This is a genomic window from Altererythrobacter sp. GH1-8, assembly GCF_043702085.1.
Classification (GTDB): Bacteria; Pseudomonadota; Alphaproteobacteria; order Sphingomonadales; family Sphingomonadaceae; genus Erythrobacter.
Map to the genome: position 1 here is coordinate 223,261 of NZ_CP171690.1, position 15,643 is coordinate 238,903.

General features: G+C 61.0%; 12 protein-coding genes. 7 read left to right on the forward strand and 5 right to left on the reverse strand.

What is annotated here, in order from left to right; genetic code table 11:
* Positions 1–106: 106 nt before the first annotated feature.
* A complete protein-coding gene (locus tag ACG9DO_RS01145; RefSeq protein ID WP_394729837.1) occupies positions 107–1,942 on the reverse strand; it encodes an ATP-binding protein in 1,836 nt (611 codons plus the stop codon).
* A 179-nt stretch (positions 1,943–2,121) separates the two neighbouring features.
* Here ACG9DO_RS01145 and ACG9DO_RS01150 point away from each other — a divergent pair, with 179 nt between their 5' ends.
* Positions 2,122–2,778 (forward strand): response regulator, encoded by a 657-nt coding sequence (locus ACG9DO_RS01150; protein ID WP_394729839.1) that lies wholly within the window; start codon positions 2,122–2,124, stop codon positions 2,776–2,778.
* 54 nt (positions 2,779–2,832) lie between these two features.
* Here ACG9DO_RS01150 and ACG9DO_RS01155 read toward each other — a convergent pair whose 3' ends face one another.
* A complete protein-coding gene (locus ACG9DO_RS01155) occupies positions 2,833–3,858 on the reverse strand; it encodes a ricin-type beta-trefoil lectin domain protein (RefSeq protein WP_394729841.1) in 1,026 nt (341 codons plus the stop codon).
* A gap of 237 nt (positions 3,859–4,095) precedes the next feature.
* Here ACG9DO_RS01155 and ahpC point away from each other — a divergent pair, with 237 nt between their 5' ends.
* From ahpC to ACG9DO_RS01175, 4 genes are all read left to right on the forward strand, one after another.
* Entirely contained in the window at positions 4,096–4,662 is a 567-nt protein-coding gene (ahpC, locus tag ACG9DO_RS01160) for an alkyl hydroperoxide reductase subunit C (protein WP_394729843.1), read from the forward strand.
* A gap of 267 nt (positions 4,663–4,929) precedes the next feature.
* Positions 4,930–6,519 (forward strand): alkyl hydroperoxide reductase subunit F, encoded by a 1,590-nt coding sequence (gene ahpF, locus ACG9DO_RS01165; RefSeq protein WP_394731159.1) that lies wholly within the window; start codon positions 4,930–4,932, stop codon positions 6,517–6,519.
* Positions 6,520–6,643: 124 nt separating this feature from the next.
* Positions 6,644–8,821 (forward strand): catalase/peroxidase HPI, encoded by a 2,178-nt coding sequence (gene katG / locus ACG9DO_RS01170; protein WP_394729845.1) that lies wholly within the window; start codon positions 6,644–6,646, stop codon positions 8,819–8,821.
* A 221-nt stretch (positions 8,822–9,042) separates the two neighbouring features.
* Entirely contained in the window at positions 9,043–10,638 is a 1,596-nt protein-coding gene (locus tag ACG9DO_RS01175; protein ID WP_394729847.1) for a GMC family oxidoreductase, read from the forward strand.
* A 41-nt stretch (positions 10,639–10,679) separates the two neighbouring features.
* Here the strand turns inward: ACG9DO_RS01175 and ACG9DO_RS01180 are convergent, their stop codons facing one another.
* The 3 genes from ACG9DO_RS01180 to ACG9DO_RS01190 are packed head-to-tail and all read right to left on the reverse strand — an operon-like array spanning position 10,680 to position 13,186.
* On the reverse strand, positions 10,680–11,258 hold the full coding sequence (locus tag ACG9DO_RS01180) for a Smr/MutS family protein (RefSeq protein ID WP_394729849.1): 579 nt from the start codon (positions 11,256–11,258) through the stop codon (positions 10,680–10,682).
* Positions 11,255–12,517 (reverse strand): murein transglycosylase A, encoded by a 1,263-nt coding sequence (locus tag ACG9DO_RS01185; protein WP_394729851.1) that lies wholly within the window; start codon positions 12,515–12,517, stop codon positions 11,255–11,257. The genes ACG9DO_RS01180 and ACG9DO_RS01185 overlap by 4 nt, the downstream gene beginning before the upstream one ends.
* 9 nt (positions 12,518–12,526) lie before the next feature.
* Entirely contained in the window at positions 12,527–13,186 is a 660-nt protein-coding gene (locus ACG9DO_RS01190; protein ID WP_394729853.1) for a Tim44/TimA family putative adaptor protein, read from the reverse strand.
* 310 nt (positions 13,187–13,496) lie between these two features.
* Between ACG9DO_RS01190 and secB the strand changes: the two genes are divergently transcribed.
* The gene (secB, locus tag ACG9DO_RS01195; protein ID WP_394729855.1) at positions 13,497–14,033 is read left to right on the forward strand and encodes a protein-export chaperone SecB; all 537 of its coding nucleotides are present in this window, start codon (positions 13,497–13,499) and stop codon (positions 14,031–14,033) included.
* Positions 14,002–15,630, forward strand: a complete 1,629-nt coding sequence (gene murJ, locus ACG9DO_RS01200) for a murein biosynthesis integral membrane protein MurJ (protein ID WP_394729857.1) — start codon at positions 14,002–14,004, stop codon at positions 15,628–15,630. Before secB ends, murJ begins: the two co-directional genes overlap by 32 nt.
* Positions 15,631–15,643: the final 13 nt, after the last annotated feature.

The window sequence follows — 15,643 nt, forward strand, 5'->3', positions numbered from 1 at the left end:
ACTCCTCTAACCGGCCGGTCGCAACAACCGGTCTTGCCTGATTGTGATAGCTGAGACGATCTTCGGGGGGCATGGGGGCAATACCCCAAAAGCAGCCTGTCGGTGTTCAGGAAGCGGAAAGGATCAGACGCGCCCTGGTGCCTTTATTTTGCGCAGATTCCATCACGAAATCAAAGTCATGTCGCTCCGCAAGTTCCTGAATAATCGCGAGCCCCAATCCATCCCCATCAGACCCTTCACCCTTGCCGCCTGCCTGCAACGCCCGGGTGAGTTCGTCGCCACTCATGCCGCGTCCATTATCGAGCACATCAATTATGCAGCTTTTGCCGCGATGCCGCACACCCACCATAATCCGGCTGGCATCGGCATGGCGCAGCGCATTGGCCACCAGATTGCTGGTTGAACGCACGAGGGCAAGCGCGGGCACACGCGTCCGGCAAGCAGAGTGCGCCACTCTCAAGTCAATGCTGCGCTCTCGCGCTTCAGCCGAAAACATGTCCGACACCGCGCGCAGCACCAGATCGAGCGGATACTCCTCGCCGATGTCGTCGTGTGGCGGCGCCTCGCGTGGCGCTCGATCGCTGTACTCATTGGTCAACTGTTCGAGGTAGTCGATCGCTTCGCTTACCCGCGCCTGCAGCGCGGGGGACAGACTATCTGCTTCTTCCCGCAAGGCCCCGCGCAAGCCAATCAGTGGCTGACGGATGTCGTGGCTAGCTGCTGCCAATTGCTGCTTGCGCCGCTGCGCGGAATCGCGGGCGCGGGCATATTCGCGCTCTGTCTGCAGCAATTGCCTGTCGGTTGCCGCCCGCGCCTCGAGCGCGGCGATCCGCTCCGCCGTCAGCCGGTCACGCTCCTGTCGCGTGCGCCTGACGTCCACCAGTACCAGGAACAGCATCGCGAGGCCGGCCAGCATGCGGATCGCATCGCGGATGAACTCTATCGTCAAGTCCGGCAAATTTCTGCCGAGATAATATGGCTCGACCAGCAAGGCAGCCAATACGCAGAAGAACATGACCCCCGCCGCAATGATCCGCAGGCGCCGCGCAATGTCGAACCGCAATGCCACAAGCAGCGCAAACATGATCAAGGTCAGATAAAAGGCCCACAAGATATCGACCGTAGAATCAGAATACCAAGCCACCCAGAGCAAGGGCGTTGGCAAGAGCACCAGGAGCGCAGCCAGCCACGGGTGACGGCTCAGTCTGAGGCTGTCCCGGAAAACAACCAGAAACGCATAGTAGCAATAAAAGATCACTGACAGCGTGAGAGCTTCCCAGATGATCCGTCCGGCCCTGGGTGTGGCGCTGAATGCGGTCGACAGGAGCGAAGCATCGGCCTGAAGCATGATGAGGCCAAACCCGATCGCAACGATCGTTCCGATGGTACGTTTGGTCATGATGGACACCACCGCAAGCACCGTCGCGACAAACAGCAACGTGAGCGTAAACAAGGCCTTGACCAAAGCTCCGACGATCTGATTGCGGCCCAGGTCCCCTTCGCGAAAAATGCCGATCGTCGGCCGGTCATTGATCGTTGTATTGACAAGGATGGTCCGGGTCTCACCCGGAGGAAGGACAAAACTCTGAGTGCGGATGTATGTGAAATATCGTGCCATCAAGGGCCGGTTGTCGCCCGCCTGCGAAGCGAGAATCTCAATGGCGCCGCCATTCCCTTCGAACAAGTAGACCTCTGGCAGTTCGACGAAGATTCCCCCCAGCCCCAGCACTCTGCGCAGTTCGGCATCGGAACTTTCGGCGGGATTGCGCAAAGTTATCGCAATCCAGGTGCTTGGACTGGGCACATCGGCAAAGGGTTCCTCTGGAAAATTCGCTTGAAAACGCCCTTCGCGAAGTGCCTTGCGCGCGTCCTCCAGCCCGAAGGCAGTGGCATCGGGCACGATCAGATACTGCGCCTGCCGGTCGATACGTTCTATGGACACGCCGGGACGAACATCGACCGTTTGCGCCCGAAGCGGCGTTATCGCACAGGCCAGGCACAGCAAGATTGCTGTTGCAAAAATCCTGAAACGGACAGAGAAGTTGTGATCTTTCAACACGCGACGACCATATAGTAACCTGTTTCCCCTACGAGGGAACCAAGCAAATATAGGGGCAAAGCTTGGCTTTCGGGACGAAGCGTACCGCCGTCATTGCGGATGACCATGCGATTGTGCGCACGGCACTGACCGGTGTGCTCACCAACAAGGACGCACTTGAGGGCTACGAAGTGACAGTCTGCGAAGAGGCGGATAACGGCATTTCCGCTATTGCTGCTGTTCGCAAACATCGCCCCGACCTCCTCATGCTTGATGTCACCATGCCGCATGCGGGCGGCACGGAAGTGTTGCTGGAAGCGCGCCGCTGGTCACCGGACACGCGGATCGTCGTTTTCACCGCCGTTGAAGCGCTCGGCAAGATTGCTGAGCTCGTCGAAGTCGGTGCAGACGGCGTTTTCTGCAAAGCCGACGATGTTGACGAGCTTGCCCGCGCCTTGCCGCGCATTCTCGATGGCGGCCGTGTCGTCAGCAGCCGTTACACGAAGCTGCTTGAAGACAGCGCAGGCCTTGAACCATTGACTGACCGGGAGCGTCAGGTCCTCAATCTTGTTGTAACAGGACGTACCAATCGCGAAATCGGCGAGACTCTTGGCATCAGCGTCAAGACTGTCGATCGGCACCGCACCAGTGTGATGAGCAAGACCGGGGTTCACTCTGCAGCTGAACTGATCGCCTATGCCTTGCGCGAAGGGCTGATCGATGCAAGCGGCGGGACCTGACGTCATCGCCTGATCCCGCGCTGGCAACAGCCGCTCCTCGCATCAATTCCTGCGTCAGTTCCTCAGCAAGGTGCCCCAGGCTTGAGTCTCGCCGCCGTGGCAGTCCCACAGCATCACCTTGGCACCGTTTTTCTTCTTGTCGGAATCAGGCCGCGAAATGTCGAGGCACCGTCCGCTGGAATGGGTAAATCGCATGATTTGCATGTTGCCGGCCCGGATGTTGCCAAACCCCGGGAGGTTCATCTGCTTGACGCTTGCGGTCCACTGCTGCATCGGATTGCCATCGCAGCCATAAGACTTGATGACAGACCCCTTCTTCTTGCCGGTTGCTTCCAGACACATGCCGGCGCCAGTCACAATCAGGCCTTCCTCTTCAAGAAAGAAGAATTTCTGGTTGTTGCCGCCATGGCATTCCCAACCCATCACTTGCGCGCCCTGCTTCGTGGCGTTCGAGCGACTTACATCGAGACACATCTGATTCCGGCCCTGCAGGGGATAGGCGAGACCAGCATCGAACTCGATCGGACCGGGGCGCTCCGGCGGGCTGTCATCCACGATTGGCGCTGGAGGCGGCCCGGGCAGCGGGGGAGGCGCGCCAATAGCGCGACCGCCGCTCGCGATAATGTCCAGTTCCTCCTGGAATGCGTCAGGATAGACAAGTTCAATGGGCTCAAGATAGAATGACGGAGCGAACAGGCCTGTGCCGCTGGCATAGATCGTGCCGTCCTCACGCAGCGTCCACTTCATTGGCCGCTGCAGCAATGCGTCATAGGCTTCGAACCGACCGTCGGCATTCTGGCGAATTCTGGTACTGGTGACCATGCCGGGCTCAACCGTCCAGAAAAACGCGTGGATCCATTGTTCCAGCGCGATCGCATGGCCGTTCTCGATCAGGATTTCCTTTTGCAGGCCGACAACTTTCCACACACCGTCGAGCACGGTCGGTTCAAGCGGGGCGACTTCCTCATAACTCTGCAGATCGGCAAGCTGTTGTGCTTGAGCTGGTGCTGCAATGGCCAAAGCCAGAGGCGCAGCAAGCGCTGTGAGAACTGATTTTGATACTCGGCGATAAGACGACATGGGTATTCTCCCTCAAGTGTTGAGAGGGAGATACCGGCCAGCAGGCCGCAAGCGTATGCGGTCAATACCCCAATTGCGCGGCACCGTAATCGCATCCGGGCCGGAACGATTTTGTTCCTGAAAGCTTGATTGGAAAATTCGATCTATCCGATCGCGTTTATTCGCTTTTGTGCATTGCAACACTCACTATGTGCACTGCACAAGTTTCAACCCTCTCTTATCAGAAGGACTAATCTCATGGGTATCATCGGTTCAACCATCAAGCCGTTCAAGGCCACTGCCTTCCAGGCTGGCAAGGACTTCTTCGACGTCACCGACGAAGACGTGAAGGGCAAGTGGGCGGTCTTCTTCTTCTATCCGGCTGACTTCACTTTCGTGTGCCCGACCGAGCTCGAAGACCTCGGCGAGAAGTACGAGATGCTCAAGGGCATGGACGTGGAAGTCTACGGCGTCAGCACCGACACGCATTTCAGCCACAAGGCATGGCACGACACTTCGGAAAAGATCGGCAAGCTGACCTTCCCGTTCCTGGGCGACCAGAACCACGAACTGGCTCGCAACTTCGACGTCCTGCGTGAAGGCGTTGGCCTTGCTGACCGTGCGACCTTTGTGGTCGATCCGGAAGGTGTCATCCAGATCGTCGAGCAGACCTGCGAAGGCGTGGGCCGCAATGCGAACGAACTGACCCGCAAGATCAAGGCCGCGCAGTATGTCCGCGCGAACCCCGGTCAGGTCTGCCCGGCAGCGTGGGAAGAAGGCAGCGAGACGCTCGCTCCGTCGCTCGACCTCGTCGGCAAGATCTAAGGGCAACGACCCAGACACATTTGCTAGGGGCTTTTCCTGAGGGGCCTCTTAAGCAAACCGAGTAACCATGCCCGCTAGAGCATGGATCGAAGCAAGCCCCCGCCTTCCCCTCCCGAGGCGGGGTCGCCCAATGGCCCGGAACGCAACCCTCCCTCTCCCTCCCATTTGCGTTCCGGGCCGCACTTCTCCTCAGGTCTGATCATGGAATACGGCTCCCTTTCGGGTGAGCCGTGCTTTGCCAACCACGCTGCGCAAGGAGAACTCATCATGCTCGAACAAGCGATGAAAGACCAACTCTCAACCTATCTCGCCAATCTGCGCGAGCCGATTGAGCTCGTCGCGACGCTGGGTGACTGCGAAACCTCGCAAAAGACGCGCGCGCTGCTCGAAGACATCGCGGCGCTGCACGACATGGTCACCGCCCGCTTTGACGGAACAGAAGGCCGCAAGCCCTCCTTTGTCATCCGCCGCGCAAGCGATGCGGAAAAGTGGGTCCGGTTCGCAGGCCTGCCAATGGGGCATGAATTCACGTCGCTGGTGCTTGCGCTGCTGTGGGCCGGAGGCCACCCGCCCAAGGTCGATGCCGATCTGATCGAGCAGGTGCGGGCATTGGAAGGCGATTTCGAGTTCGAGATGTATTTCTCGCTCTCCTGCCACAACTGTCCGGACGTGGTGCAGGCTCTGACGCTGATGGCGCTGGAAAACCCGCGCATCAACGCCACGCTGATCGAAGGCGGCGCCTTCAAGGAAGAAGTCGAAGAACGCGGCGTTCTCGCTGTGCCCGCGACATTCCTGAACGGCGAAAGCTTTTACAACGGCAAGATGGAACTGGCGGAGATCCTTTCCAAGCTCGACAGCGGAGCCGACGCGAAAGCAGCTGAAAAACTGTCCGCCCAGGAGTCGTTTGAAGTGCTCGTGGTCGGCGGCGGCCCCGCAGGCGTTGCAACCGGCATCTATACGGCACGCAAGGGCTTTCGCACTGGCATCGCAACCGAGCGCTTTGGCGGCCAGCTCAACGATACGTTAGGGATCGAGAACTTGCCAGGAACCCTTTACACGGAAGGCCCGAAACTCGCCGGTGAGCTAGAACGCCAGGTGGCCGAAAACGACATTGAACTGATGAAGAATGCGCGCGGCGTTGCGCTCAAGCCTGCTGCTCAGAAAGGTGGCCTCCACACTCTCGAGCTTGCCAACGGCGGATCGCTCAAGGCGCGCAGCATCGTGCTCGCAACGGGCGCGCGCTGGCGCAATCTCGGTGTGCCCGGCGAAGCCGAGTATCGCAACAAGGGCGTCGCCTATTGCCCGCATTGCGACGGCCCGCTGTTCAAAGGCAAGCGGATCGCGGTGATCGGAGGCGGCAATTCGGGCGTCGAAGCAGCGATCGACCTGGCGAAGATCGTTGGCCACGTCAGCTTGATCGAATTCGATGCGAAGCTGCGGGCCGATGCAGTGCTGCAGGCCAAGCTGCAATCGCTCGGCAATGTCGACATCCTGACTTCTGCTCAAACAACGGAAATCACCGGAGCGGGCGGCAAGGTCAATGGGCTCATCTACAAGAACCGCGAAACCGGCGAGGAGCATCGCGTCGAGCTGGAAGGCGTGTTCGTCCAGATCGGGCTCGTGCCGAACACGGAATGGCTTGCGGACAGCGGTGTAGAGCTGTCCAAGTACGGCGAAGTCGTGGTGGACAGCCGCGGCGCTACCAACCTGCCGGGCATCTTTGCCGCGGGCGATGGCACCACCGCTCCCTACAAGCAGATCGTGGCCGCGATGGGCGACGGCGCGAATGCTGGCCTCACCGCGTTCGACTACCTCATTCGGACCGAACCAGCCGAGGATATCGCGCAGGCTGCGTAATCGCTTTAGGTAATTAATGGTTCTCAATTAATCGATTGGACGGATCAGCGTAAAAGAGTCATCCTCTCCTCCGATAAAACGACTCACCCCCGAGTCTCCAAATTGTCGAGAGGAGAAGACGACCATGGACGCGAAGACCGGTTCAATCGAAGGCTGCCCATTTGGCGGCAAGGAAATGCGGACACTGCTGGGACGCACCAACCGCGATTGGTGGCCCGAGACAGCGAATGTCGAACTCCTGATGCAAGGCGGGCGCTCGCCCGACCCGCTGGGCGAAGACTTCGACTATGCAGAAGCCTTCAACGCGCTGGACTATAATGCGCTCAAGGCAGACCTGACCGCGCTGATGACGGACAGCCAAGACTGGTGGCCAGCCGATTATGGCCATTACGGCCCGTTCTTCATCCGCATGGCGTGGCACGCGGCAGGCACCTACCGCACGGGCGACGGACGCGGCGGCGCAGGCAGCGGGCAGCAACGCTTTGCCCCGCTCAACAGCTGGCCGGACAATGGCAATCTCGACAAGGCGCGCCGCCTGCTGTGGCCGATCAAGCAGAAATACGGCAAGCACATCAGCTGGGCTGACCTGTTCATCCTCACCGGCAATGTCGCCATCGAAAGCATGGGCGGCCCGGTGTTCGGTTTCGGTGGCGGCCGTGCAGATGTCTACGAGCCGGAAACAGTATACTGGGGTACGGAAGAACAGTGGGTCAACGAAGGCGTTGAAACCCGCATCATTCCTGACTCAGGTAAAGCGCTGGAGAACCCGCTCGCGGCGATCCAGATGGGCCTTATCTACGTCAACCCGGAAGGGCCAGGCGGGAATCCGCACGACGCTGAGGGCATGGCGCGCGACATGCGTGAAACCTTTGCCCGCATGGCCATGAATGACGAGGAAACCGTCGCACTGACCGCAGGCGGACATGCTTTCGGCAAGGCGCACGGCGCTGCTCCTTCCGATACCTTCGGCGGCGCTCCTGAAGGCGAGCATCTTGCTCTGCAAGGCTTCGGCTGGCTCAATGACGAGGAAGAAATTGCCAAGGGCAATATCACGACCTCTGGCATTGAAGGGGCATGGACCCCGAACCCGACGCAGTGGGGCAACGACTACTTCCGCCTGCTGTTCAAGTACGAATATGAGCTCGTCCAGTCGCCCGCAGGCGCGAACCAGTGGCAGCCGATCAATCCGGACCCGGAAGACATGGCGCCCGATGCGCGCGATCCTTCCAAGAAAGTCCCGACGATGATGACCACGGCGGACATGGCACTGAAGCGTGATCCGGAGTATCGCAAGATTTCCGAACGTTTCCGCGACGATCAGGCGGCGCTGGACGATGCCTTTGCCCGCGCATGGTTCAAGCTGTGCCACCGCGATATGGGCCCCAAGGTGCGCTACCTCGGTCCTGAAGTCCCGGCAGAAGACCTGATCTGGCAGGATCCCGTACCGGCCGGCTCCAAGCCTTCGGACAGCGATGTAGCCGCGTTCAAGTCTGCCATTCTTGGCAGCGGTCTGTCGGTCAGCGAACTGGTCAAGGCCGCCTGGGCCTCGGCTTCGACCTACCGCAATTCGGACCATCGCGGCGGCGCCAACGGCGCGCGCGTTCGTCTTGCGCCGCAAAAGGACTGGGCCGCCAACGATCCGGAAGAACTCGCGAAGGTGCTGGACACGATCGACCAGCATCGCGGCAATCTCTCCATGGCGGACGCAATCGTGCTGGCCGGTGCGGCAGCGGTTGAAAAGGCGGCGAAGGATGCAGGCCATGCGGTCAGCGTCGATGTCTCGACCGGACGCGGCGATGCGGGTGACGAGCACACCGATGCGGCGAGCTTCGAACCGCTCGAGCCGTTTGCTGATGGTTTCCGCAACTATCTGCGCACCAAGGCAAGCATCAAGACCGAGGACTTGCTGATCGACAAGGCGCATCTGCTGGGCCTTAGCATCCCCGAGATGACAGCTCTGGTTGGCGGGATGCGTGCTCTTGGCGCAGTCACTGGCAATACTGGCCACGGTGTCTTCACCGACCGCCCGGGCCAGCTGACGACCGATTTCTTCACCAATCTCCTCGACATGCGCACCAAATGGGCGCCAACCGACGAGACCGAGGAAACCTATGTCGGCAAGGATCGCAAGACTGGCGCTCAGAAGTGGACAGCAACGCGTGCGGACCTGATCTTTGGATCGAACTCGCTCCTGCGTGCACAGGCGGAAGTGTTTGCGGAAAGCGGCAATGAGCAGCTGTTCCTCGATACCTTTGTCCGTGCATGGACCAAGGTCATGGACGCGGACCGCTTCGACATCTGAGCAGCAACGTACCCCCCGCTGAGCGGTTGCCCGAGCGGCGCTCAGCACTGGAGAACCCCTGGCCATGACGGCCGGGGGTTTTCTATTTTGTGCACTCACCCTCCAGATCGACCAAGTGACCGATTTTGCGACAATGGGTGAATGAGGGGCATTGCCAATTGACCTGAACCGAACGGGCGGCGATTAGTCAAATGGAATGGACCGACAGACAGAACACAATCTTGACCAAGGCTTTTGATTATCTCGTCATCGGGGCAGGAGCCGCCGGATGCGTGATGGCCAACCGGCTATCCGTAAATCCTGCCATCCGCGTACTGCTGGTCGAAGCGGGTCCAGCAGACCGCTCACCACTCGCGCGTCTGCCCAATGGCATGGGACCGATGCTGAAGCGGCAGATCTACAGCCACTTTTGCAAGACGGAACCGCAGGTATACCTCGGCGGCCGTGAACTCGAGGAAATCCGCGGCCGCGTCCTGGGCGGGAATACGACGATCAACGGCGCGCAGCATGCCCGCGGCGCACGGCAGGACTTTGACAGGTGGGCAGACCTTGGCAACGTTGGCTGGCGCTTCGACGATGTGCTTGCCTACTTCAAAAAGTCCGAAAGCGCAGACCATGGAGAAGATGCCTTCCGTGGACGTTCCGGGCCGTTCAAGGTCTCACAGGCGCCGCTTGACCATCCGATCGCGCAAGGCTGGGTAGCAGCCGCGGTGGAGGCTGGGCACAGTTTCAACGAGGACTTGAACGGCGGTGTTGCAACAGGCGTCGGCGCACCCGATCAAGCGGTCTACGCAGGCAGGCGTACCAGTTCAGCCAGCGCCTATCTGCGGCCGGTCATGACGCGGCCTAACCTGACGGTGATGACAGGCGCTCTCGTTGAAAAGCTGGTGCTGGAAAGTGGCCGCTGCGTCGGCGCGATCCTGCGCCACAAGGACAAGCGTCAGCGTATTGAGGCCGGTCATGTCATCGTCAGCGCCGGAACATTCGGTTCACCCCAGCTCCTCATGCTCTCGGGTATTGGCGATCCAGATCACCTGCGCGAACACGATATTGCGGTCGATACTCCGCTGCCAGGCGTGGGGCGCAATCTCAGCGACCATTTGGGCTTCCAGATCGGCATGACCAGTTCGAAAGAGCTGTCCGACTTGCGTTTTGCCGGACCGTTCAAGGGTGGCAGGGCAATGGCGCAATACCTGCTCACCCGGCGCGGCTTTTTCGCGCATAGCAGCGTGCGCGCGATCGGGATGGTGTGTTCAGACCATGCGGCGCAAAACGAGCCCGGCTGGCCCGACCTCAAGCTTCAGCTTGCGAGCGTTCTGCCCGATGAAGAGACGCCGATGCATGCAAGCGAGCACGGCTTTCATGTGCGGATTTCCATGACCCGGCCGGCCAGCACCGGATCTGTGCGGTTGAAGTCGGCTGACCCCAATGCCTGTCCGGCGATTAATGCCAACTATCTCGCTGATCCGCTCGATCTCGAGCGGGCGCGATCCGGCATTCGACTGGCGCGCGAGATATTTGCGCAAGCTCCGATGGCTGAGTTTGTCGGCCAGCGCGTCTCTCCATCGCTCGAGCTGGAAAGCGATGCGGAGCTGGAACAATGGCTACGGTCCCACGCAGGGTCAGACGCCCATGCAGTGGGCACATGCCGGATGGGCACTGACGAGGGTGCCGTGGTGGACCCTCAACTGCGGGTTCGCGGTGTCGAGGGGTTGAGCGTGGTAGACGGCTCTGTCATGCCGACCCATGTCAGCGGCAATACGACCGCGCCGATCCTGATGATCGCTGAGAAGGCGGCCAGCATGATGCTGGCATGATGCTGGCATGATGTTGAGCGAGACGGCCGCCCCCTAGCCCTTCAGCGCGCGCGCTTCATGACAAGGTATAGCGCGCCTTCGCCGCCATGGCGCTGGTGCGCCTTTCGTACCGCTGCAATCGAACCCTCGTGATGGCTCGCCGCGATCCAGTCGAGCACCTTGGCGCGGATCGCGCCGCGCCGCACTGCGCGGTCGGCAGGATCGACCGGGCGCGGCCTTCCTGTAATCAGCAGCAGCACACGCGCATCGATCGCGCGCGCCTGGTCGAGGCCTGCCATCAGGCGATGATAGGCGGCATCGAGCGAGTGGTCGTGCAGGTCCAGTGTGACATCGGGCTGCACCCCGCCGCCCTTGAACTTTCGCTCCCAATGCGAATCGAGACCGGCATGAGAAGACAGCGGCTTGGGAGGGGCCGCTTGCCGGCCCGCAACAGGCGCTATGCGCGGGCGTTTGAGCGGAACCCGATGCGCAGCCGCTTCAAGCAGCTCTGCATGGCCAGCGACATGCGGCTTGACCACTGCGGGCTTAGGAGCAGACTTGCCTTCCAGCGGCGTGACCGACTGCGCGAGCCTTGCCCAGGCTGCGGCTTCCTCGGCTGTCAGCCCGCGCGGGACGCTCATGGAACATCAGGCGCATTGAAGGGCTCCGGCGGTTCACCATAACGGGCATTGAGCCTGCCCACGGTCCCTTTGGGAACCAGCAGCAAGGCCTGCCCACGCGCGCTCATCCCGCCGGCGATTGCCCGTGCGTCTTCGCCCGCGCCCCAGAACGTATCGAAGCGGTTCGCACCCTTGATCGCGCCGCCTGTATCGTGTGCGACCCACAGTCCGTCCGCTTCGTCGCGGTCGAAATCGAGCCACACAGGTGCCCCGAGCGGTACGAAGCGCGGATCGGCAGCAACCGAGGTTTCGCGCCGTACAGGGATGCCCAGCGCCCCGAGCGGCCCGTCACCGGTCAGCTCGCGAAAGAATATCCAGCTCTGGTTGGTGTTCATGATTGCATCGGCCTGCGCGGGATGGTCGCGTAGCCAAGCGACGATCCCCTGCATCGATATCGGATAGGGCGTGCCATCGCCAATCAAGCCGCGCTCGCGCATGACCGCGCCAATCGCGGTGTAGCCGCGCCCGTTCTGGCCGGCATAGCCAATCCGGATAATCTCGCCTTCAGGCGTCTTCAACCGGCCTGAACCCTGGATCTGGAGGAAGAAGAATTCCACCGGATCCGCCGCATAGGCAAGGATCGGTGCTTTGCCCTGCAAGGCCCCGGCCACGATCTCACTGCGTTCGTAATAGGGCACGAATTCGCCATCCGCACCGTAACGGCCCAATGGCGCGCGCCCCTCTCCGCTCCAGTTGGGATCGCGCAAGAGATCAGGCGGCATGGCATAGACCGGCGTGTCGCAGCCCGGCGCAGGCGTGCGGCATCCGACAATCTCGGGCTCGAAATAGCCGGTTGCAAAGCCGCGACCATCCCCCACGCGGGCGGTCTCGAAATGCTTGATGAAGAAGGTGCGCGCATCATCCAGTGGCCAGTTCGCCGCGGCCTCGCATGCCTGTTGCCAATCTGCGCCATAGGTCATGCGGCTTGCATCTTCGCGCCTGAGAAGCTGCGGACAGCTATCGAGAAAGCCGACCAGCGCCGTGCTCGCGTCGCTATCCTTGAGCGGGAGCGCGCCAACGCTCGGCCCGCGCCTTACGCCAGCTGCGGCCGCGTTCTCGTAGACCGGCGCGGGTTGTTCAGGCGCGGTCGGTATTGCCGCTTGTGGGGGAAGCGCATCCGGCACCAGCCGTACGCACGCGCTGAGTAAGCCGATCCCGGCCAGGCCGATCAGACAGCGCTGGACCCACACGCGCCGCTCCTTCGCTGTCGAAGCGGGCATGGCGGGTCCTTATCCTTCGTCGGTTTCGTCGAGAATCCAGTCTGGGGTGGACGACTTCACATCGCGCGAGAACGTCCAGACATCGCGGCTTTCCACCGCATCATCGAGGCTGCCGGCGACAACATTTCCGTCAGCATCGCGAGTCACAGCGGCAATATCAGCCACGAACAGCACGGAAATGCGCGCGGTGCGGCCATCAAGCTCTGCGCCCATGATCTTGTAGTCCTCGATCCGGATGAGCTTGTTATCAAGCGTGTGGCCAGCCGCTTCGCGTGCATCGATCGCGCCGGAGAAACTGGCGTAGACATCGGAGTCGCACAGCTCGCGCAGGGTTTCCTTGTCGCCCGTCCAGAACGCCTCCAGCACCATGCCGTACGCGCCCTTGGCGCCTTCCAGAAAACCGAGAATGTCGAAACGCGAATCTGCGGCCGCGATGGCCCGTACGCCGCGCTCAACTGCGGGCAACATGCCTTCAAGCTGCTGCACAGGCTGCGCGGGGCGCAATTGCGCGACATTTGGGACAGCTTCGCCTTTGCGATCCTCGTCACCGGCATCAAACCGATGCGGGATCGATTCTTCCTCATGCTCCGCCCTGCGGCCAAGCACCGAATAGAGGCGCAGCCCCAGAAAGGCAGCAATCATGGCGAGGATGACGATTTCGACTATCACAAATAATCCAGCCTGTTGTGGCAGCCTTTCCCCTTTGGCCGCGCGTTAAATCCCTTCGTGCCCTACATAGGAGAGAATTACAAATTCTCAACGTCAATTACGCCCAATTCGCAGGTTTGGACGCTTGCCGTTGCGCAATTGCCCGCCTCGCGGAGCAAGGCCCCCCCACCAGACGCTGTTGCGGGCGCGCACCTGCAGTGCTAGGCGCGTCCCCGCATTTCAGGCCCGCAAATCAGGCGAGCCGCTTGTTGACCAGCGAGCCTGAGCTTATCCTTAACCGAAATTCCTTAATTGAAAGACTTTTGACACCATGGCCGACGAAAATGACGTCCTGAGCGATCTGGACCTTGACGCAGCAAAGCCCAACGGCGCAGACAATCAACCCAGCGCTGGTATTATCACACAATACATCAAGGACTTGTCTGTCGAGAATCCCAACGCTCCAGCGGTCTATCAATGGCAAGAGCAGCCCAATATCGACCTTCAGTTCAACATCGGCGCAGATAAGATCAGCGACGAAGTGAGCGAAGTCGAACTGAAAGTGAACCTCGCGGCGAAGACATCGCAGGGCGATGCCTACGTGATCGAGCTTGCCTATTGCGGCCTCGTTGGCATTCGCAATGTTCCCGAAGAGCAGGCCCACGCATTCCTGTTCGCTGAAGCGCCGCGCATGCTGTTTCCGTTCGCCCGGCGCGTTATTGCTGATGCCGTGCGCGATGCGGGCTTCCCACCCCTGATGATCGATCCGATCGACTTCAACGGTCTCTACATCCAGCAATTGCAGGCCAAGCGCCAGCAGGAAGCCGCCGCAGGCGGTGCTGGCGCACCACCAGCCGGCGAAGCCTGAGCGCGATGACCGTGGAGCAGCGCGGATGAGCCTGCTCAAGAATGTCGGAACGATTGGCGGGTTGACTGCAGTCAGCCGGGTGTTCGGTTTTGTCCGGGACATCATGCTGGCCCGAGTCCTGGGTGCAGGCGGCGTGGCAGACGCATGGCAACTCGCGTTCCAGCTTCCCAACCTGTTCCGCCGGTTGTTCGCAGAAGGCGCCTTTGCGAGCGCATTCGTGCCGCTGTTCAACCGCCACATGGCTGAAGGCGAGCACGAGGCGAAGCGCTTTGCCGCTGAAGTGCTGGCGGTTTTGCTGCCGATCCTGGTCGTGTTCGGTGCCTTGATGATGGTCGGGATGCCATGGGTGCTGTGGCTGTTCGCCAATGCCGACATGCGCGGCGATCCGGAAACCTTTGGTCTTGCCGTGACCATGGGTCAGATCGCGTTCCCATACCTGATGTTCATGAGCCTCGCGACGCTTACTGCCGCAGTCCTTAACTCGCTCTCGCGGTTCGCCGCTGCCGCTGCGGCACCGATCCTGCTCAATATCTGTTTGCTCGCGGCTCTGTTCTGGGGCGCATTCCAGCCCTCTGGCGAAGAGACCCGTCAGGCGACTGGATTCCTGCTCGCCATCGCTGTTTCCGTCAGCGGAGTGCTGCAGTTGGTCTGGCTGGTATTCTGGATGCGGCGCGCAGGGTTTTCGATCCCGTTCAGCCGCCCCAAGGTCACGGCGCGGGTCAAGGAAATGGGCGTACTGATCATTCCCGCTGTCTTTGGCGCAGGCGTCTATCAGATCAGCCGATTCATCGACCTTGCCTTCATGCGCGGGCTGCCTGACGGGAGCCTGACCTACATGGCGATGGCGGATCGCTGGAACCAGCTGCCGCTCGGCATCATCGGCATTGCGCTTGGCACGGCGATCTTGCCTGCCCTGAGCCGCTATATCGCCAGGGAAGAGCGCGACGAAGCGCAGCGCCTGCAATCGAACGCGGTGGAGCTCGCTATGCTGCTGACCGTCCCGGCAGCGGTTGCGCTGTTCTTTACCGGCAGCGCATTCGTGCGCGTGTTCATGCAGTCCGGCGCATTCACGTCTGAAGACGCAGCGATAACCGGGCAAGTCGTCTCGGCGCTGGTCATAGGGCTTCCCGCCTATGTCCTTGTGAAAGTGCTCACCCCCAACTTCTTCGCGCGCAAGGACACGCGAACCCCGGTTTACACCGCTGCGGCAAGCCTGCTCGTGACGGTCGCGCTCAATGTCTACCTGATCTTCGAGCTGGGCCTTGGCGTGTTGAGCCTGGCCATAGCCGGTGCGATTGGTGCCTGGGTCAACACCGCGTTGCTCTATGCCATTCTGGTGAGACGCGGGTTCTTCCGCTTGTCCGGACGCGTGGCCGGGCGGCTCGCGCGGATTGCGCTCGCGGCGAGTGTGATGGGCCTCGCCCTGGCGCTCGCCATGCCGGTCGGCGATCCCTATTTCAGCGGGACTTCGATCGAGCGCGGCCTTTCCATCCTTGCCCTGATCAGCATCGGCGCGGTCTCCTATGGTCTCGGCGCGATCGTTCTCGGCGTACTCGACAAAGCGACTATCCAGCGCTTAATGCGCCGCCAGACCTAGAATCATCAGGACC